The 19489-nt window shown below is 63.2% G+C and carries 20 protein-coding genes and 1 pseudogene; 11 read left to right on the top strand and 10 right to left on the bottom strand.

Annotation, left to right across the window (positions count from 1 at the left end; all coding sequences use genetic code 11):
- Nucleotides 1-37: 37 nt before the first annotated feature.
- The 6 genes and pseudogenes from HB778_RS14320 to HB778_RS14295 form a co-directional block, all read right to left on the bottom strand.
- Nucleotides 38-991 (bottom strand): sulfonate ABC transporter substrate-binding protein, encoded by a 954-nt coding sequence (locus HB778_RS14320; protein ID WP_183464455.1) that lies wholly within the window; start codon nucleotides 989-991, stop codon nucleotides 38-40.
- Nucleotides 992-1343: 352 nt separating this feature from the next.
- Nucleotides 1344-1532, bottom strand: a complete 189-nt coding sequence (locus HB778_RS14315) for a hypothetical protein (RefSeq protein ID WP_183465336.1) — start codon at nucleotides 1530-1532, stop codon at nucleotides 1344-1346.
- A 23-nt stretch (nucleotides 1533-1555) separates the two neighbouring features.
- On the bottom strand, nucleotides 1556-2416 hold the full coding sequence (locus HB778_RS14310; protein WP_183464454.1) for an ABC transporter permease subunit: 861 nt from the start codon (nucleotides 2414-2416) through the stop codon (nucleotides 1556-1558).
- Nucleotides 2413-3186 (bottom strand): taurine ABC transporter ATP-binding protein, encoded by a 774-nt coding sequence (locus HB778_RS14305; RefSeq protein ID WP_183464453.1) that lies wholly within the window; start codon nucleotides 3184-3186, stop codon nucleotides 2413-2415. The genes HB778_RS14310 and HB778_RS14305 overlap by 4 nt, the downstream gene beginning before the upstream one ends.
- A gap of 161 nt (nucleotides 3187-3347) precedes the next feature.
- Nucleotides 3348-4362: pseudogene (tauA, locus tag HB778_RS14300) on the bottom strand (taurine ABC transporter substrate-binding protein).
- A 220-nt stretch (nucleotides 4363-4582) separates the two neighbouring features.
- Nucleotides 4583-4909 (bottom strand): hypothetical protein, encoded by a 327-nt coding sequence (locus tag HB778_RS14295; protein ID WP_183464452.1) that lies wholly within the window; start codon nucleotides 4907-4909, stop codon nucleotides 4583-4585.
- 47 nt (nucleotides 4910-4956) lie between these two features.
- On the opposite strand from HB778_RS14295, the gene HB778_RS14290 reads away from it, so the two are divergent.
- The 5 genes from HB778_RS14290 to HB778_RS14270 all read left to right on the top strand — a co-directional run bounded on the left by HB778_RS14290 (nucleotide 4957) and on the right by HB778_RS14270 (nucleotide 10437).
- Entirely contained in the window at nucleotides 4957-6198 is a 1242-nt protein-coding gene (locus HB778_RS14290; RefSeq protein WP_183464451.1) for a hypothetical protein, read from the top strand.
- A 4-nt stretch (nucleotides 6199-6202) separates the two neighbouring features.
- Nucleotides 6203-6796 carry a hypothetical protein gene (locus HB778_RS14285; protein ID WP_183464450.1) on the top strand — a complete coding sequence of 198 codons (594 nt, stop codon included), beginning with the start codon at nucleotides 6203-6205 and terminating at the stop codon, nucleotides 6794-6796.
- Nucleotides 6789-7955: a TIGR02594 family protein gene (locus HB778_RS14280; RefSeq protein ID WP_183464449.1), complete on the top strand. Its 1167-nt coding sequence runs from the start codon at nucleotides 6789-6791 to the stop codon at nucleotides 7953-7955. The genes HB778_RS14285 and HB778_RS14280 overlap by 8 nt, the downstream gene beginning before the upstream one ends.
- A gap of 627 nt (nucleotides 7956-8582) precedes the next feature.
- Nucleotides 8583-9053: an RrF2 family transcriptional regulator gene (locus tag HB778_RS14275; protein WP_183464448.1), complete on the top strand. Its 471-nt coding sequence runs from the start codon at nucleotides 8583-8585 to the stop codon at nucleotides 9051-9053.
- A 25-nt stretch (nucleotides 9054-9078) separates the two neighbouring features.
- Nucleotides 9079-10437 (top strand): FAD/NAD(P)-binding protein, encoded by a 1359-nt coding sequence (locus HB778_RS14270; RefSeq protein WP_183464447.1) that lies wholly within the window; start codon nucleotides 9079-9081, stop codon nucleotides 10435-10437.
- Nucleotides 10438-10503: 66 nt separating this feature from the next.
- On the opposite strand, the gene HB778_RS14265 is transcribed toward HB778_RS14270, so the two are convergent.
- Nucleotides 10504-11274, bottom strand: coding sequence for a type 1 glutamine amidotransferase domain-containing protein (locus HB778_RS14265; RefSeq protein ID WP_183464446.1), 771 nt, complete (start codon nucleotides 11272-11274; stop codon nucleotides 10504-10506).
- Between the two features lie 110 nt (nucleotides 11275-11384).
- Here HB778_RS14265 and HB778_RS14260 point away from each other — a divergent pair, with 110 nt between their 5' ends.
- Nucleotides 11385-11738, top strand: coding sequence for a winged helix-turn-helix transcriptional regulator (locus HB778_RS14260; RefSeq protein ID WP_183464445.1), 354 nt, complete (start codon nucleotides 11385-11387; stop codon nucleotides 11736-11738).
- Nucleotides 11739-11751: 13 nt separating this feature from the next.
- Here the strand turns inward: HB778_RS14260 and HB778_RS14255 are convergent, their stop codons facing one another.
- Together HB778_RS14255 and HB778_RS14250 are read right to left on the bottom strand one after the other, a co-directional pair.
- On the bottom strand, nucleotides 11752-12399 hold the full coding sequence (locus HB778_RS14255) for a cysteine hydrolase (protein WP_183464444.1): 648 nt from the start codon (nucleotides 12397-12399) through the stop codon (nucleotides 11752-11754).
- Nucleotides 12396-12728 (bottom strand): hypothetical protein, encoded by a 333-nt coding sequence (locus tag HB778_RS14250; RefSeq protein WP_183464443.1) that lies wholly within the window; start codon nucleotides 12726-12728, stop codon nucleotides 12396-12398. Before HB778_RS14250 ends, HB778_RS14255 begins: the two co-directional genes overlap by 4 nt.
- A gap of 168 nt (nucleotides 12729-12896) precedes the next feature.
- On the opposite strand from HB778_RS14250, the gene HB778_RS14245 reads away from it, so the two are divergent.
- The 4 genes from HB778_RS14245 (at nucleotide 12897) to HB778_RS14230 (ending at nucleotide 17261) form a co-directional block, all read left to right on the top strand.
- Nucleotides 12897-13298, top strand: coding sequence for a RidA family protein (locus HB778_RS14245; protein ID WP_183464442.1), 402 nt, complete (start codon nucleotides 12897-12899; stop codon nucleotides 13296-13298).
- 284 nt (nucleotides 13299-13582) lie between these two features.
- The gene (locus HB778_RS14240) at nucleotides 13583-15022 is read left to right on the top strand and encodes a pyridoxal-phosphate dependent enzyme (protein WP_183464441.1); all 1440 of its coding nucleotides are present in this window, start codon (nucleotides 13583-13585) and stop codon (nucleotides 15020-15022) included.
- On the top strand, nucleotides 15019-16287 hold the full coding sequence (locus tag HB778_RS14235) for a trans-sulfuration enzyme family protein (protein WP_244661911.1): 1269 nt from the start codon (nucleotides 15019-15021) through the stop codon (nucleotides 16285-16287). The genes HB778_RS14240 and HB778_RS14235 overlap by 4 nt, the downstream gene beginning before the upstream one ends.
- Before the next feature lie 5 nt (nucleotides 16288-16292).
- On the top strand, nucleotides 16293-17261 hold the full coding sequence (locus HB778_RS14230; RefSeq protein WP_183464440.1) for a GlxA family transcriptional regulator: 969 nt from the start codon (nucleotides 16293-16295) through the stop codon (nucleotides 17259-17261).
- A 94-nt stretch (nucleotides 17262-17355) separates the two neighbouring features.
- On the opposite strand, the gene HB778_RS14225 is transcribed toward HB778_RS14230, so the two are convergent.
- Complete coding sequence (locus HB778_RS14225; protein WP_183464439.1) at nucleotides 17356-17853, bottom strand: hypothetical protein; 498 nt, start codon at nucleotides 17851-17853, stop codon at nucleotides 17356-17358.
- Between the two features lie 61 nt (nucleotides 17854-17914).
- Between HB778_RS14225 and HB778_RS14220 the strand changes: the two genes are divergently transcribed.
- A complete protein-coding gene (locus tag HB778_RS14220; protein WP_183464438.1) occupies nucleotides 17915-19219 on the top strand; it encodes a M24 family metallopeptidase in 1305 nt (434 codons plus the stop codon).
- Nucleotides 19220-19489 lie beyond the last annotated feature (270 nt).

Raw genomic sequence — 19489 nt, 5'->3', positions numbered from 1 at the left:
CGCCGGGCGGTCTCACCCGGCGCCGCGAGACAAAAGATCAATTGCCTGGCGCGGTCCAAACGGCGTCGGAGATGCGGACGGCCTTCGGGATCAGGCCGAGCTTGAAGAAGCGGTCTGCGGTCGCCTGTTGGCTGGCGACGATCTCGTCGGTGATCGGAAAGATGCCGAATTTGCTGCGGTTGGCGGCGATGGTCTGGGCGTCGAGCGGCACACCGGTCACCTCATGCAGCGCCTCGGCCACCTTGTCGCGGTTCTGGTCCGCCCATTTCGCCGCCTCGCCGAGTGCGGCGATGGTGGTGGTGACGATTTCGGGATGCGCCTTGGCGAAATCCTTGTTGGCGAGGAAATAGGTGTTGACCTTGAGCACCTCGCTGGAGCGGGCCAGCACGCGCGGCTGGTAGCGCGTTTCGGCAATGGCGAAGAACGGGTCCCAGACTGCCCAGGCATCGATCTGGTCGCTGGCGAAGGCGGCGGCCGCATCGGCGGGGCTGAGATAGATGGGCGTGATCTGATCGTATGAAACGCCGGCCTTCTCCAGCGCGGCCACAAGCAGGTTGTGCGCGGAAGTGCCCTTGCCGACGCCGACGCGCTTACCCTTGAGGTCGGCGACCGACTGCACCGGCGAGGCCGGCTTGACGAAGATCGCCTCGCCGTCGCCATTGGACGGCAGTGCCGCCGCGTAGACGATGTTGGCGCCGGCCGACTGGCCGAAAATCGGCGGCGCGTCGCCGGTCCAGCCGGCGTCGATGGCGCCGACATTGAGCGCTTCGACCAATGGCGGCCCGGCGGTGAACTCGACCCACTTCACGGTGACGCCCTTGTCGCTCAGCGCCTTCTCGATCACCTGCTGCTGCCGGGCGATCACCGGCAGGCCGGTTTTCTGGTAGCCGATGTTGAGTTGCTTCAACTCCTGGGCTGCGGCGCCGAACGACAGGGCCACTGTCGCGGCGACAAGGGCAATGCCGAAAACGCGTCTCGTCAGATTGAACATGGGTCCCTCTCCTTCGCTGCGGATCGGCGCCGGGAAATGTCCTCGCCGGTTGGATGAGGGACAAGGCTAGGTAGTTCTATAAATTTAGTAGAGGAACTATTTTGCGAGTTAGGGCGAAAGGATGGAATTGATTTCTCCCTTTGGCGGGACAGCGCCCCCCTCTGCCCTACCGGGCATCTCCCCCACTTGGGGAGATCGGCTGTTACCGCGGCTTTCGCCAACTGCCAACGTTGTAGAAGAGAGCGCGGCGCTGACGCTGCCAATCTCCCCCTCGTGGGGGAGATGTCCGGCAGGACAGAGGGGGGCGCGACGGAGCGCGACGTTCGTCATTGTCGCTGTCTTGGTGTGCCCCTCACTGCGACCAATACTGCCAGGCCCAGTAAAAACTCTCGTCGCGTGGCGGCAGGCGGTCGCGCTCGGCGTCCCAGCGCACCGGTGCCGGCGATTTGCGCTCGGCGTCGTCGAGCGGTTTCCTGGTTTCCCGCGTCAGGCGCAGCCGGGTCGCGAAGAAAGCGAACAATGCCGGGGCTGGATGGGCCATGGATGTCGAGCCTCCTGGGTTGATCATTCGCGTCCCGCCCACGGGACGAGCGCGCGCTCGATCCGGCGGATGGTGAATTCGAGCACGAAGGCGATGGCCGCGATCACCAGAATGCCCATGATCACCACGTCGGTGACCAGGAACTGCGCCGCCGACTGGATCATGAAGCCAAGGCCGCGCGTCGCTGCCACCAGTTCGGCCGCGACCAATGTCGACCAGCCGGCGCCGAGCGCGATGCGCAGGCCGGTCAGGATCGACGGCAGCGCGCTGGGCAGGATGACGTGGCGGACCACTTGGCGCTTGGTCGCGCCAAGCGAGCGCGCGGCGTTGATGCGCTCCTGCGAGACGCCGCGAACGCCCGAAGCGGTCGACAGCGCCACCGGCGCCAGCATGGCAATAGTGATCACCAGGATTTTCGACGGCTCGCCGATGCCGAACCAGATGATGACCAGCGGCAGGTAGGCGAGCGGCGGGATCGGCCGCAGGAATTCCAGCAGCGGATCGAAGATGCCGCGGCCGACGGTGCTGATGCCGATGGCGAGACCCACCGGCACGCCAATGAGCAGGGCGGCGACGAGTGCTGCAAACACGCGACCCAGGCTGGCGACAGTGTGCTGCAGAAGCGTCGCGTCGACAAAGCCGTCTCTGACAACGACGATGAATTTGTTCCACACCGCGACGGGTGAGGGCAGGAACACCGGCGACACCAGTTGCAGGCGGGCCGACAGCGCCCATGCCGCCAGCACCACCAGTATGGTGACCGCGCTGATCATGCGCGCCGAAACGCCCCGGCGTTTCGGGCTCGGCCGCGACCACGGCACCGACAGGCCGTCGGTCTCTTCGGTGCTGGAGCCTGGCCGCTCGGTGTAGGAGGAAATGGTCATGCCGCCTCTCCCTCGAAGATGGCGTCGGTCAGTTCGCCGCGCGCGGCCGCAAAGGCCGGGTCGGCCTTGATGGCGCGGATGGCCTCGCCCGAGGCATAGCGCCTGGAGAAGCCCGGTTCGAAGGTGCGCACCACGCGGCCCGGGCTCGGAGCCAGCACGACGATGCGGGTGGCGAGCACCAGCGCCTCCTCGATACCGTGCGTGACCATCAGCACGCCGGCATGGCTTGCCGTCCAGAGGTCGAGCAATGTCGTCTGCATGCGCTCGCGCGTCAGCCCATCGAGCGCGCCGAGCGGCTCGTCAAGCAGCAGGAATTGTGGTTCCGCGGCGAGCGCGCGGGCAAGGCCGACCCGCTGGCGCATGCCGCCGGAAAGCTCCCAGATGCGCTTGTCGCCGGCGTCGGTGAGCTTCACCAAGTCCAGCAATTCGTCGGCGCGTCGCGCCCGCTCGGCCGGGCTGACACCGCGTAGGCGCAGCGCAAAGGCGACATTTTCGCGCGCGGTCAGCCAGGGAAACAGCGCATCGTTCTGGAACACCACGGCGCGATCCGAGCCGGGTGCCGTGATCGGCTGGCCGTTGATCGTGGCACTGCCCCGTGCCGGCGTAACCAGCCCGGCGGCGACGTTGAGCAGCGAGGTCTTGCCGCAGCCGGAACGGCCGACAAGCACGACGAAATCATCCCCGGCAACGTCGATCGAAACCCGCTCGACGGCGGGTGCCGGCTGACCGTCATAATGGATCGAGATCTTGTCGAGCACGAGATGCGGCATGAGCCCTCGCAGGAGGTCTGTTGAAATCCGACTGCCCCGGAACGGCTCCTCGTCAGCGGTTCCGGGGCAGGCAGCACGCGGCGTCGGGGAAGGAGCGCGCGAGCCATTTGAGCGCCGCCGCACGCCCGTCAGGACATGCAGGGACGCTTCAGCACTTGGGTTCAGTTGGAAGCCAGCGCCTCGGTGACGTATTTCGATGTCACATATTTCGAATAGTCCGGGAGCACGGCGTCGACCTTGCCCTGCTCCTTGAGGAAGGCGGAGGCCGCCGCGACCGCCTTGACCGTGCCGCCGCCGAGGAATTTGTCGGAAGCCTGCTCTTCGAGCGTCGGGAAGACATAGCCCTTCAGCAGCTCCGGCACCTCTTCCAGCTTGGCGCCGGTGAGCTTGGCGATCTTGCCGGCCTCAGGCGACGACACCGACCAGGCGTCGGGCTTGGCGAGGTACTCGGCATAGGCGGCGCCCGTCACCTTGACGAAGTCGCGCACCGCTTCCGGATTCTTCTCGGCAAAGTCGGTGCGCACGATCCAGGCGTCGAAGGTCGGCGCGCCCCAGGCGGCGACCTGCGAGGAATCCAGCACCACCTTGCCTGATGTCTTGATCTGGCCCAGCGCCGGATCCCAGACGTAAGCCGCGTCGATGTCGCCGCGTGCGAAGGCGGCGGCGATTTCCGGCGGCCGCAGATTGAGGATCTGCACCGACTTCGGATCGACATTCTCATGCTTCAGCGCGGCAAGCAGGCTGTAATGCGTGGTCGAGACGAAGGGCACGGCGACCTTCTTGCCGGCGAGGTCGGCGACCTTCTCGATGCCGGCGCCGTTGCGGGCGACCAGCGCTTCGGACGGGCCGATCAGGCCGACGACGAAGATGGTCTGGATCGGCAGCTCGCGGCTCGCCGCCGCCGCCAGCGGGCTCGAACCGACATAGCCGATATCGACCGAGCCGGAGGCGACCGCAGCGATGACATCGGCGCCGGAATCGAATTTGCGCCAGTCGATGCTGGCCTTGGTCGCCTTTTCATAGACGCCGTCATCCCTGCGGCACTTTGGAAGGCTCGACCACGGTCTGGTAGCCGATGGTGATCTTCAAATCGTCGGCCAAGGCCGGGCTGAGGAAGGCAGCACCAGCAAGCGCGGCCGACGACAGAAGGAGAATGCGTCGCGAAATGGTGGACATCAAGGGCTCCATGAAAACAGAGAAAACCGGATTGCCCTATGATAGTCCGCTAATTCTATCGTTCTTGTAGAGTTAAATCCTTCCAACGAAGGTGGGTTTGTTGGAAAAAAGCTGTCGATGACTTGCCGCCAAGGCGGATGGGGCGGCTGTGGCGCGCAGCGAGCCCATCATGCGATGCCGCCCGGCATCCTCGCGTCGACCGCATTCCTCTTCAACTGTCTCACCAGCCGTAGCGGCCTTCTGATGACGGCGGGCTTATCAGCGAGCCGCCCGGAGACGCCCTCAGGAAGGCGATCCGAAGTGAAAAGCTGCCTGGCAATTCATTGGTCAGGGTCGTTTCGGCAAACCGGGCGTCATCGCCCCAGGAGATAACGACGATCGCCATGTACTTGTTCCCGCGATGTAAATCTGGAAATTGCGCTGCCCTGCGCAAGATGCCGGCCAGATATGGACGGTACTTTTTCGGCTCAACTTCCGAGAATTGTCCACAAGAGAAAACAATCTTGGGGACAAGCGCGCGGGCGGATTGTTCTCCCCCCTCATCCAAATACCTTATCACCTAAAATCGGGGACAATCTTATGTGGCGCTCACGCATGTTCGTTGGCGTAATGATTGCTGTTGTCTTACAAGGCTGCAGCAACGCGGATCGCCAGTACTTCGACTCCGGAATAGGGACGGAGCTGGGCTATTCGACCCTGCCAAAGCAGACTACCTCGCAGAATGACTACGTCCGATACATCTGCCAGCAGGCCGGAAGCGTCAATTGCGCCGTGGACTGGAATACTTTCGTCCAGGCAGGCATGAACGATATTGACGAGCGTTGCGACGGGTATCTCGCCTGGCTCGACGCAAGACGGCGGTCCAATGGCGCGGTTCTGGATCAAATCAGCGACACGCAGACGGCGACGGAAGCCGTCCTGATCGCCACGAAGGCCGGTTCGCTGGCCATAAGCCTAGTCGGGACCGCGCTCGGCTTTGCCCGGGAAACCTTCAACAATGTAAATTCGAGGCTGCTGATGGAGGTCAACCACTCCACGGTGCAGTCCATCGTCTTGAGCAACCAGACCCGTTTCCGGGACGACCTGCGTACAAAATCCATCGGAACCAGACCTCAGGCAGTGTACGCGCTGCGGCAATATTTGCGCATCTGCATGCCGTTCACGATCGAGACCGAGATCAACAACACCCTGACCACCTATGCCCAGGGAGGCACAGACGCGCTCGATAACACGTCGCCCCTGGTGGACACCGCCGTCATCGGCGCTCCCATGGCGCCCGCCGGGAAGGTCGAGCCCCGTCCGACCAAAGTCCCACCAACGGGTCCTCAATACGCGATCATTCTCGCCAATCCCAAGACCGCCTTCAGCGAGCCTTATATCAAAGGTGTACTCGGCAAGCTTTGCGCTCCCAGCGCCGAGCAGGCAAAGCCGACAGCGAAGACTGCCGCACGGATCATTGCATACCAGCAATGGCTAAAGGCTCGTTCAGATGCGTCAACGAAACTGACTGGAAAACTCACCGATGGCGAAATGACGATCGCAAATGGGTATGTCTCCTGTAATCCGAACAAGCAGACGAAGTTTGCTAACTTCTATGAAAAGGAGACCTACCCCGAGGGGGTAACCGACGTGATAGTCCTGATCAATCGCGCGCTGCCGGAGGGAAGCAGGTTGCCAGCAGGAGCTGACCAACAAGCCGTGCGTGCCAAGATCCCGCAGGCAAGAAAGGCGGTCGAGAAAAATCTCACCCTGACCGACCCGCAACTGTCCGACCAACTGACAACAGACTTCATTCTGGCACTTTCGAAACTGCCGCCGCTGCCAGGGGAGGAATAGCGACATGGCTTACAAGCTGCAGCGACTGACTTCCATAAGAGCGACTCCATCCAAGACCGCGGATCCCTTCGACGTGCTTGGCACGGGGGTTGTGATGTTCGGCACTGGCAAGACCGCCAGCGATGAAGACGGAAAGCCATGGATCAACATCCTCATCCCACCGGGTGTGCTCGATGGCTGGATACCGCTTGGCAATGCAAGTGAGGTTGCCGATCCTGTTCTGCCACCGATGGACCCGGAGAGCTTTGTTCGCCAGTGCACGCTGGTCGACCGCAGCATGAACAGCGACCCAGCGATCGCACCGTGGTTCGTCACCGCTGATTTCATCATTGCAAGGGCTCTGTTCGAAACCGGGATGACAGTGACCCACTTCGACGCTCCGCGCGTGACGGGACCTTTCGGTCTGCTGCAGACGGAATGGGATGATTTCCGCGCCAGCGGACTCGTAGCCGCCGCCGACTTTCAACCTCACGACTTCATTTACCCCATGCCGCAAGTTTATGCGGCAGCCTGCCGGATGCATACAGACGGAAAAGCTTTCAGCACTTTTATGTCCCCGCCCCCCTCAAGCCGGCGCCAAACCGGCATTTGTGCCTAGTTACCTGGATCTGTTTCACTGCTACCTGGCCGACCCGAAGACGGCCGCGGATATTCGTCGCAGTGAATCGGACCAGAGCGCGCTGGTTTCGGCCGTCATCGGTGACCACCTGGCGGCGATCAAGGCGCGCCCGCAATTCAGCACCGTGAAAGACACGATGACGGTTCCGCAGTTCGTCGCCGCCACTCAATCGGTCCTGGCTGATCTGCTCAACACCGCATTCGACAAGATCCGCACCTTGGCGGGTGACGAGCTGCCGAGGGAACCTGCGGAAGCGGCCCCCTGGCTGGATGTCGCCAAAGCGGAAATGAAGGCGGGCGTGACCGAGGCCAGCCAACCCGATCGCATCAAGAGCTACTTCGCTGCGACGGACTTTGGGCCGGTCGGCGACCCCATTCCGGCCTGGTGCGGTGCGTTTGTAGCTTTCTGCGTCAAGCAGGCAGGCTTGACGCCGCCCAAGGGAGCGGCCGCGGCCGACAGTTGGAAGAATTGGGGAACGACAAGCATTCCTTTGGGCAGCCACGAGATACCTGCCGGCGCGGTGGTGGTTCTGACGGCCTCCGCTGGTACAGACGCCATAGGCCACGTTGGCTTCTTTACCCGGTTTTCCGACGCCGGCGACCAAGTGATGGTGCTTGCTGGAAACCAGACGAATGGCGTCAATGAAGCCCCATACGCGGTGCCCCGGATAGCCGCCATACGAACCGTGGAAACGCTGATACCCATCGGCGCCGCCAATCGCTACGACATGACTGCGGCGGGTGTTAAGAAAGACCTTCAGAAATATGGCGACCTGATCGTAGACCGCTTTCAGCGAGCCGGGTTCACCAAGGATCAGCAACTCATAGCGGTTCTGGCGAACGCGATTGGGGAGTCTGGCCTGGATCCGAACGCCAAGTCACCCGCGCCGGAAGAAAGCTATGGCCTCTTCCAGTGTAATAGAAAGGCCGGCCTAGGAATAGGATATACGATAGACCAACTTAAGGACCCCGAAACGAACATTGCGATCATCATTCGGGAAGCTCGGAAGTTTAGCGCGTTTACCGCCGCTTCGTCTATAGAGGCTGCCGTCGGTGCCTTTGTGACATTTATCGAGCGACCCAAGAATACCTCAGGGGCCATCAAGGCACGCATGGCTATCGCAAATAAACTTCTCTGAGAAACCTCGAAACTCACTGCAGGCTTGATATGGCGGGCTCCACCAGCCATATCATCCGTGGGCAGAGATTTGGTCACGGCAGTGCAAAAAATTGCCTCTGCCTCCCACGATCTCCGTGACGTCGCTTCGCTCCCGCCCACCCTGGGAACGAAGCCGGCGAGCAGCCGACGTTGCGCCGTTTGCTTTCTACTGCGAACGAGAATTCCACCTCGGCCTGCCCTGGGGCAAACCCATGCCTCAAACAGCTACGGAATTGACAAGCCGTTCCGCGTGTTCGAGCGTAAGTATAGTATCCTTATCGACATGAGGGAATTGGAGGCGACGATGAGCGGGCACCCCACCACCATGATCGCTCACGGCATGCACCGGCTCCCGGCACCGGGTGAGTCGGCGCGCTACACGGACCTCCTGCGGGAAACCATTTGTCGCCTTCTTGTCGTCGGAGCGCATTTCTGTGCTCTTAATGGCACAAAGGCCGGTTAAAATGGCTACAGCGGCTTGAAAACGAAGCAAATTCAACGTTTCTCGGCTTGTATATCATGTCACTAGAATTTATGTGTCATGGATGCTTGGGCGCGGCGGGGAGGCTCGCCAGGCGTTTCGCAACGGATGGCCTCGTGCCATCGCATGACAGAGAAACGTTCGGTCTATGCTCACCAAAAAGGCAAGTACGGCCTCAAGGCGCTGGTTCACCTCGCGCACATGCCGGCCGGGCAGCTCGCTTTCGTCAATGACATCGCGACCGGCAACAACATTCCGAAGAAATTTCTCGACGCCATACTGGGCGAATTGCGCAATGCCGGTTTCGTCCAGAGCCGCAAGGGCAAGGATGGCGGCTACCGCCTGGCGCGGCCGGCCGACGAGATCAAGGTCGGCCATGTCGTGCGCGTCCTCGACGGGCCGCTGGCGCCAATTCCCTGCGCCAGCCGCACACAATATCAGCGCTGTGAAGACTGCAACGAGGCGACATGCCAAGTCCGACATCTGATGCTCGAGGTCCGGCAGGCGATCGCCGAGGTGCTCGACCAGCGCAGCCTCGCCGAGATGCGCGACATTGTCATCGACGACCTGCCGGTCACGGTGAAGGTCCAGGCCTGACGCATCGCATTATGCGGGGGCGCGCATGAGCGGGCGCGCCAATTCGATCATCCCCAGCTCCATCATCATTGTCGGCGGCGGCGCCAGCGGCGTCGTGATGGCCGCGCATCTCCTGAAGTCGCCCAATCCGGATCTGCGCGTCACGCTGATCGAAAAGCGCCCGCATTTCGGCCAGGGCATCGCCTATTCGACGCTGTTGTCGGCGCATGTGCTGAATGTCAGTGCCGCCGGCATGAGCGCCTATGCCGACGATCCCGGCAATTTCTGGCGCTGGCTGCAGGGGCATGGCCTGGTAGACCAGGAGCAGACGCCGCAGACACCTTTCTACGCGCCGCGCAGCCTCTATGCCCGCTATCTCGGCGAGTTGCTCGACGAACTCGAAGCGCGCGAACAGCCGAGCGGACGGCTGCGGCTGATCCATGAGGAGAGCCTGTCGATCACGCCGACCGCCTCCGGCGTCGAGGTCGCGCTCGCCAACGGCACCAGCGTCGTCGCCCACCTGGCCATATTGGCCACCGGCCATGACGAGCAGCCGGCGCAAGGCCATGCAGTCCGCATGGGCTCGGACGCCGACACCGCTCTCGATCCGGACAGCCCCGTGCTGGTGCTGGGCACCGGGCTCAGCATGGTCGACGCGTTCCTGGCGTTGGAACAGCGCGGCCACACCGGCAAGATCGTCGCCGTGTCGCGACGCGGCCTGCTGCCGTCGCCGCACCGCAAGGGCAATCCGATCAAGCTTGATGTCGCCGACATTCCGCTTGGCACCCAGCTTTCCTATTTCGTCGGCTGGTTCCGCGACCTGATCCGCGAGAACCAGAAGGCCGGCATCGACTGGCGCGACGTGGTCGATGGTCTCAGGCCGTTCAACCAGAAGATCTGGCAGAACTGGCCGGCCTCCGCCAAGCGCCGCTTCGTCGAGCACACCAAGGCCTGGTGGGACATCCACCGTCATCGGATGGCGCCGGAAGTCTACGCCAAGGTGACCGAGGCCGTGCAATCCGGCCGCATCCGGCTTGTCGCCGGCCGCGTCCTCGGCATCGCACCGGGCGAGACTTTCAGCGTCGACGTCCAGTCGCGCCACAGCCAGCTTGTCGAGACTTTCGACGTCGCCCGTATCTACGATTGCTCGGGCATCGTGCGCGACATTTCGACCTCGTCAAACAGTGTGGTGCGCTCGCTGGTCGACCGCGGGCTGGGCCGGCCGGACCCGATGCGCATTGGCCTCGACGTCTCGGCCAATTGCGAGATCATCGCCGGCGACGGTACGGTCTCGCGCAAAATCCTCGCCGTCGGCCCGCTGACTCGCGGCACCTTCTTCGAGATCGACGCCATCCCCGACATCCGCGTCCAGTGCGCTAGGCTGAGCAAGCAATTGCTGGGGTAGAGCAATTCCAGGAAAAGTGTGAAGCGGTTTTCCGTCCGGAATTGCGTCAATTCAAAGAGAGAGCGTTCAGCCGCCCAGCGCCTCGCACACCAGGCGCGCGGTCTCGGCGCCGGAGAAATTCTGCTGGCCGGTGATCAGATTGCCGTCGCGTATGGCAAAGCCGCGCCACAGCCCGGCCTGGACATAGTTGGCGCCGATGGCCTTCAACTCGTCCTCGATGCGCCAGGGCATCAGATGCTTGCCGCGCTCAAGCGCGCCCATCTGCCAGGTCGCGTTGTCGGCGAAATCCTCCTCGGCATTGGCGAAGCCGGTCACGGTCTTGCCGGCGGCAAGCAGCGAGCCGTCCGCGCGCCTGGCGTAACGCAGGATGGCGGTGCCGTGGCAGAGCGCAGCGGCCACCTTGCCGGCTTCATGGAAGGCGACGAAGGTTCGCTGCAATGTTTCCGCGCGATCGTAGCTGAACATCGGCGCCTGGCCGCCGGCGACGACGATGGCGTCAAAGCTGTCGACATCGATCTCCGCCACCGGCCGCGTGGTTTCGACCAGAGATGCCAGTTTCGGGCTCGACAGGAAGCCGAGCGAGATCAGATCGGTCTCGGAGTAACCCGAGGGATCGCGCGGGTCGCTCAGCGCGTCGGCCTCGCATTTACCGCCGTCGGGCGAGAAGATGTCCACGGCATAACCGCGCTCGGTGAAGGCAAACCACGGATGCGTCAGCTCGCTCCACCAGAAGCCGACCGGCCAGCCGGTCGTGGTCGAGATGGCTGGATTGGCGATGACGATCGCGACACGTTTCGGCCTCAGCGCATTAACCGGATTGGCATCCCTGACGCTCATCTTGGCTCTCCCTATGAAACTGTCGCCGACAAAGCCGGGCCCGGCAATCTGGCCACATGGCCGGGCAAATTCCGCTTCCGTCGTGGCGGCGCCTTGCCTAGGATCGGTGCATGACACAACGCGGTAGACTTTATGGCTGCCCGGTCGAGTTCGCGCTCGACGCGCTCGGCGGCAAGTGGAAAACTGTGATCATCGCGCGCATCAAGCAAGGGCCGCTGCGCTATTCCGAGCTGCGCCGAATGATCCCCTCGCTCTCCGACAAGATGCTGACGCAGCGCCTCGCCGATCTCGTCGAGATCGGCTTCGTCGTGCTCGAGACGTCGCCCGATGGCAAGGCGCGCTACGCCTTGACCGAGCGCGGCCACGATCTCGCTGCCGCACTCCAGGCGCTCTACGACTGGGGCAGAGTGCATGGCCGTGCCGAGGGCGTGCGCTTCCGCACTGATATCGAGGCGGCGGCCTAGCACCTTTCGTCCCTCACGCCGCATCGGCAAGCGCGCCGCAAAAGCCGGCGACATCGGTGATGACGGCTTCGCCGAGGAAACGCAGCGTCGCCATCGAGCGGTCGCGCGCTTCGCGGTTGCCAAAGCCGCAGGCGTCCTCGATCACCACGGCCGTAAAACCGTTGTCGGTCGCCTGGCGGACGGTCGGCTCGATGCCGATCTCCATGGCGATGCCGGCAAGGGCGATGGCGCGCACGCCGCAATCGCCGAGCGCAAAGCCGAGCGCGGTGGAATCGAAGGCCGACATGGTCAGCTTGTCGAACACCGCTTCATCAGGGCGTGGCGCGAGTTCAGGGACAATTCGCGTCGCTTCGGCGTCGGGCAAGAACCACGGCTCGACAGTGTCCGGACTGTCGCGCCGCTGCCAGGCCATGGCGGTGCGCAGCTGGGTGGCGCCCATCCATTTGCGTGGCAAGGAGAGATGGCGCGTGAACGCCACAAGCATGCCGGCCGAGCGCGCGGCTTCAAGCACGATGCCGGTGCGCTCGACGATACCGGCCGCGCCGGCGATCTGGCGGCAGATGCCGACCTGCATGTCGTAGACCACCAGCGCCATGCGGCTGGGATCGCACCATTCGGCCAGGCTGGCCGGGATCTCGATGCCTTCGCTCGACCGGATCATGCCGCCGTCCGATCCCAGGGTTGGGCGATGTCGACGGTTGCGTCGAACAGATATTCGAGCGGCAAGGGTGCCGGCTCGAAAGCGAGGAAATGCCATTCCAGCAGACCGGCCTTCGACAGCGGGAAGTCGTCGGTGTAGCGCCTGGCTTCCTCGACGCTGTCGAGCTCGAAGACGATGATGACACCGCCGACGTCGGCGCGGGCATAGTTTTCGCGCACGATGCCGGCCTTCCACAGCCGCCAGACATTCGACACCTCGTCACGCAGATAAGGCTTGAGGTCGTCGAGGGTGACGCCGGGCTTGAAGTCGTCGTAGGCAATGATCTTCATCGGCTGTCTCCTCCTGGGATGTCAGGATCGCGCGGCCTGCTTGTTTCGGCTGGCATCCCGTTCGGCTAGCATGGTGAAAATGGCGGCTTCAACGAACGAGATGGTTCGTTGAACGAGCCGGCCGATTGCCCTTTCGTGGCGCGGCATTCTTTCGGGAGAGGAGACAAAATGGCTATCGAGCGGCTGAACCCGAAGGGCATGCACAGCAACCCGGCCTATTCGCAAGGCGTGGCGCTGCCCGCCTCGGCCCGCCTCGTGCTGATCGGCGGCCAGAACGGCGTCGATGCCGATGGCCAGATCGTCGGCAAGGGCGACATCGCCGTACAGACCAAGCAGGCGCTCGCCAATCTGGCGATGGTGCTCGAAGCCGGCGGCGCCAGGCTGGAGGATCTTGTGCGCCTGTCGATCTACATTGTCGGCGACGCCGACATCAGGCCGGCCTTCGGCGTCTGGATGGCGTTCTGGGCGGATCGCGGGCCGCCGCCGATGGTGACAGGCATACGCGTGCTCGGTCTCGCCAATCCGGATTTCCTGATCGAGATCGAAGGCCAGGCGGCCGTCGAGGCATGATCTCCCCCCTTGAGGGGGAGATGTCGCCGAAGGCGACAGAGGGGGTCATTGCGCGTGAAGCGCCAACCCCCTTCTGCAGTGGCAGGCCGAGCCCGGTCGCACCGACCCCCTCTGCCTGCCGGCCATCTCCCCTCGAGGGGGAGATTAAGCACCTCATGGAATTTCATTCCCCGTCTGGCCAGTTGATTGGCACGTTCTATCTTCTTTCCCGCGACAAACGGCTGGAAAAGAGGCTACGCTGCCGCTCTGCCCCCGAGGCGGTCGCTTGATCATGGAGCATCTGAATGAGCGAGCAGAAGGTCGCCGCGCCTGACAGCGGCCCCTCGGACAGCGCAACATCCCGCCTGCGCCCACCTTATGCGTCGGTTCTCGACCTGATCGGCCAGACGCCGGTGGTCGAGCTGACCAAGTTCGACACCGGCAAATGCCGGCTGTTCATCAAGCTGGAAAGCCAGAACCCCGGCGGCTCGATCAAGGACCGCATCGCGCTGTCGATGATCGCGGCGGCCGAGAGAGAGGGCAAGCTCAAGCGGGGCGGCACGATCGTCGAGGCGACAGCCGGCAATACCGGTCTCGGCCTTGCCCAGGTCGGCATCCCCAAGGGCTACCGCATCGTGCTGGTGGTGCCCGACAAGATGTCGCGCGAGAAGATCCAGCATCTGCGGGCGCTGGGCGCCGAGGTGCGCATGACGCGCTCCGATGTCGGTAAGGGGCATCCTGAATATTACCAGGACATGGCCGAGAAGATCGCGGCGGAAGTGCCCGGCGCCTTCTATGCCAACCAGTTCGCCAATCCGGCCAACCCGCTGGCGCATGAGACGACCACCGGCCCCGAGATCTTTTCGCAGCTTAACGGTGATGTCGACGCGGTGGTCGTCGGCGTCGGCTCCGGCGGCACGCTGACCGGGCTTGGCCGCTACTTTGCCGAGGTGTCGCCGAAGACCGAAATGGTGCTGGCCGATCCGGTCGGTTCGGTGTTGGCGCCCTTGATCAAGACTGGCAAGATGGAAGAGGCTGGCAGCTGGACGGTGGAAGGCATCGGCGAGGACTTCGTGCCGCCCAATGCCGATCTGTCGCTGGTGAAAAAGGCCTATTCGATCACGGACAAGCAAAGCATGCTGGCGGTGCGCGATCTCCTGTCGCGCGAAGGCATTCTGGCCGGCTCGTCCTCGGGCACGCTGTTGTCGGCCGCCTTGCGCTATTGCCGCGAACAGACGGTGCCGAAGCGCGTCGTGACATTCGTCTGCGACAGCGGCAACAAATATCTGTCAAAAGTGTTCGACGATTTCTGGCTGGCCGAACAGGGCCTGGCCGAGCACGAGCAGCATGGCGATCTGCGCGACCTCGTCATGCGCTCGCACCGCACCGGCGACACCGTCTATGTCGGCCCGGACGAAAGCCTGCTCAACGCCTATGGCCGCATGCGCCGCTCCGATGTTTCGCAGCTGCCGGTGCTCGACAATGGCAAGCTCGTCGGCATCGTCGACGAAAGCGACATTCTGGCCAAGGTCGACGGCCCCTATGACGGCCGCTGGGAGCGCTTCAACGGCCCGGTGCGCACGGCGATGACCTCCAATCTGCACACGCTGCAGGCCAGCCAGACGCTGGATGCGCTGCTGCCGGTGTTCGACCGCAACGAGGTCGCCATCATCTTCGACGGCGACGAGTTCGTCGGCCTGATCACCCGCATCGACCTGATCAACCATCTGAGGCGCGCACGATGACCAAACACACCCCGCCAGCCGGCAAGAACCGCCTGGCCTTTTCGACGCGCACCATCCATGGCGGCCAGAGCCACGATCCGCTGACCGGCGCGGTGATGGTGCCTATCTATGCCACCTCGACCTATGGCCAGCAGTCACCCGGCGTGCACAAGGGGTTTGAGTACGCCCGCAGCCAGAACCCGACGCGCTTCGCCTTCGAGCGCGCCGTGGCCGATCTGGAAAGCGGCACGGCCGCCTTCGCCTTCGCCTCCGGCCTGGCGGCGATCTCGACCGTGCTGGAACTGCTCGATAGCGGTGCCCATATCGTCGCCACCGACGACATCTATGGCGGCTCCTTCCGGCTGATGGAGCGGGTGCGCAAGCGCTCGGCGGGTCTCCAGGTCTCGTTCGTCGACTTCACCGACCTTGCGGCAGTCGAGGCGGCGATCCGGCCGGAGACGAAACTGCTCTGGGTCGAGACGCCGACCAACCCGCTGCTGCGCATCGTCGACCTCGAAGGCGTCGCCGCGCTGGCCAAACGCAAGGGTGTTCTCACGGTCGCCGACAACACGTTCTGCAGCCCCTATATCCAGCGGCCGCTGGAACTCGGCATCGACATCGTCGTCCACTCGACGACCAAATATCTCAATGGCCATTCCGACATGGTCGGCGGCGTGGCGGTCGTCGGCGACAACAAGGAACTGGCCGCCCAGTTGAAATTCCTGCAGAACGCCATCGGCGCCATATCGGGCCCGTTCGACAGTTTTCTCGCCTTGCGCGGGCTGAAGACCCTGGCGCTCCGCATGGAGCGGCATTCCGACAACGGGCTGAAGATCGCGCAGTGGCTGGAGGCGCGAAAAGATGTGCGCCGCGTGATCTATCCCGGCCTCGCCAGCCACCCGCAGCACGCCATCGCCGTCCAGCAGATGTATGCTTTCGGCGGCATGATATCAGCCGTGCTCGATCGCGACCTGGCCGGCACAAAACGCTTCCTCGAACGCACGCAATTGTTCACGCTGGCCGAAAGCCTCGGCGGGGTGGAGAGCCTGATCGAACACCCGGCGCTGATGACGCATGGGTCCATTCCGGCCGAGAAGCGGGCGGAGATCGGCATATCGGATTCGCTGGTGCGGCTGTCGGCGGGGATCGAGGATGGCGATGATCTGATCGCGGATCTGGAACAGGCGCTGGGGGATAGACCCTCTAACCTCAAAGGTCAGCGCTGCCGACGGTCCAGGTTCAAGCATCACCCCGTTGACCTAGCGCTCCATTCGCCCGAGATGTAGCGCCCATGGCGATGCGCGAACCCGAAAAACCCACCGAACCCTTGACCTTCGCGGTGCTGGTGTTTCCCGGCTTTCCGATGATGGCGTTCAGTTCGGTCATCGAGCCGTTGCGCGCCGCCAACATCCTGGCGAAGCGGCAGTGTTATCGCTGGATCATCGTCGGCGGCACCAAAGGGGCGGTCGAGGCCTCGAACGGCGTCGTCATCCAGCCGGGTTTTTACGCGGAGGATGCGCCGAAGGTCGATCGCATTGTCGTCTGCTCGGGCGGCGACGCCGATCACCTCGTCGCCGAGGATGCGGCGAGCTGGATCCGCCGCAGCCTGCGCAATGGCGCCCATATCGGCGCGGTGGCGGATGCGGCGTTTTTCCTGGCGCGGGCCGGCCTGCTCGACGGCCATGCCTGCACCTTGCACTGGACCAGCCAGGCCGCCTTCACCGAGGCTTTTCCCAACATCGAACTGCGGCGCGACCTCTATGTCATCGACCGCAAGCGGTTCACGTCGGCCGGCGGGGTCGGCAGCCTCGACATGATGCTGGAGATCATCACCCGGGATTACGGCGCCGAGCTTGCCGCCGGCGTCGCCGAATGGTTCGTGCACAGCCAGCTGCGCTCCAGCGTCGACCGCAAGCTGATGCCGCTGCGCCTGCGCACCGGCGTGCAGAACGAGCTGGTGCTGTCGGCCATCGCCATCATGGAGGACGCGGTCGAGGAGCGGCTCGGCATGGCTGAGCTGACGGCGCGGCTCGGCGTGTCCTCCGACAAGCTCGAACGCTCGTTCCGCTCCGAACTCGACATCTCGCCCAATGGCTACTACCGGCGGCTCAGGCTGAAGCGCGCCGCCGATCTGCTGGCGCATTCGACGCTCGCCGTGCGCGACGTGGCGCTGGCCTGCGGCTTTGCCTCGATGTCGAGCTTCGCCCGGGCCTTTCGCGAGGAGCACGGGCATCCGCCGAAACTGGCGCGACGGCATTAGAGGTGTTTGTCCCCGACAACTGAGATCGGTGGAAAGCGGACGTAGATTTCCCTGACCCGACTTCTCTATGTGCTTTAGTTCGATGCCCAATCCATCAGCGTGGGAGACGGGTCCAGTTCGGATCCTTCATCTTCATCCTAACTATATGTAACAGATCGTCTCTAACTACATTTGTTGCCTGAAATGGAATGTCGAAATTTAAACTGTGGTCGACACGTGAAACGATGTATTCTTCTTCGTCGGATCTCGTTTTCTTGTCAAGTAATCGTAATATCCATCTGTCGATCTCTTTATGGTCGTCACCTTTCAGCACCACGAAGCCGCCGTCGGTCCATTCTTTTCTCAGTTTTCTCATCTGTTCTTCGCTTCGCCGGTCCATCCCGCCAATCTCCGTGTGCTTCACCACTTTATCAAAGGTGTTGAATTCGCTGACAATAAGACAACTTGCGGCGCCTTGCAGCGCGTGTCCATCGGCCAACACACCCTCGTCGCCTGCTAGACTTCCCCTTCGGGTCGAACTCGGTCGTTCGTGTTGATCGGTTTTAACCGAGGTTGCGGCGGCATCTCGCACAACAAACGCGGTTTTCCGCACAATGCTTCCGCCCCTCCTGCGCCATGGTCTGGGCTCGCAACCCACCCAAGGCCAGGCACTGATGAGCATCGTCGTATTCGACCCCGACAGCACCGAGGACGTCGACTTCAAGGACCGCATGCGCCACCCGGCGGCGGCCGATCCGGCCGGCGGCATGTGGCTGTCGGACACCGAGCCGTCCTTCATCGATGCCGACGCGCTGCGCAAGGGCCGGCTGGCCAAATTGCGCGGCTGGATGCGTGAGGCCGGTTATGGCGGCGTGGTGCTGTTCGACCCGTACAACCAGCGCTACGCCACCGGCTCGCGCAACATGTTCGGCTATTTCCTGCGCAACTCGACCCGGTATTTCTTTATCCCGACCGAGGGGCCGATCGTGCTGTTCGAATATCCCCAGAGCTACCATGTCTCGATGGTGCTCGACACGATCGACGAGGCGCGGCCGTCCAAGCTGGTCTGGTCGTCGGTCTCCGGCCGCGACGACGAGACCGCCGGTCCTTTCGCCGACGAGATCGCCGAGCTTCTGAAAAAGCATGGCGGCGGTTCGATGAAGCTCGGGCTCGACCGCTGTAGCCATCTGCAGGCGCTGGCGCTGGAAAAGCGCGGCTGCGAGGTGCGGGATTGCCAGGGCGAGATCCTGGCGGTGCGCGCGGTGAAGACGCCCGAGGAGGTGAAATGCCTGCAGGTGTCGATGGCCGGCGCTGAAGCCGCCGTCTACGCCGTGCGCGAGGCGATCAAGCCGGGCGTCTCCGAAAACGATTTGTTCGCCATCATGTATGGCGAGGTGATCCGCCAGGGCGGCGAGTTCATCGAGACGCGGCTGCTGACCTCAGGCCAGCGCACCAATCCATGGTTCAACGAGGCCAGCGGCCGCAAGATCCGGCCTGGTGAGTTGTTGGCGCTCGATACCGATACGATCGGCTGCTACGGCTATTACTCGGATTTTTCGCGCACCTTCCGCTGCGGGCCGGGCAAGCCGACCGATTACCAGAAGTCGCTCTACCGCATGGCGCATGACCAGGTTCAGCACAATATTTCGATCGTCAAACCCGGCATGGCGTTTCGCGAGATCGCCGAGAAGGCGTGGACAATCCCGGATCGCTTCGTCGACCAGCGCTACACCTCGGTCATGCACGGCGTCGGCATGCATGGCGAGACACCGTTCATCGCGCATGCCATGGATTACGAGACCTATGGCCGCGACGGCCATATCGTGCCAGGCATGGTGGTGAGCGTGGAAAGCTATATCGGCGAGAAGGGCGGCCGCGAGGGCGTCAAGCTGGAGGACGAGATCCTGATCACCGAGACGGGCACGGAGCTTCTGTCGCGCTTTCCCTATGAGGATGAGTTTCTGGAGAAGCAGGTTTGATATCCGCCGCCCGCCTCGATGACGTAACCTTCGTGGCTAGCGAAGCCTCCCATCACGTCGTCATCCTAGGGCGAAGCAAGGAGCGCAGCGACGCGGCGCAGACCCTAGGATCCATGCCGGGACTCCAATGCGCCGCAACGGTGCAGATTCTGCTCCGCTGTGTTCACTGGCCAATGTCACGGAATGGATCCTCGGGTCTTCGCGACGGAGCTTCGCTCCTGCTCCGCCCGTGGATGACGAAGTGGGGGAGGCGACGGCCAATCACCACCG

The organism is Mesorhizobium huakuii (assembly GCF_014189455.1).
Classification (GTDB): Bacteria; Pseudomonadota; Alphaproteobacteria; order Rhizobiales; family Rhizobiaceae; genus Mesorhizobium; species Mesorhizobium huakuii_A.
The sequence above is the reverse complement of the archived record's forward strand: the minus strand, read 5'-3'. Positions and strand labels throughout refer to the sequence as shown.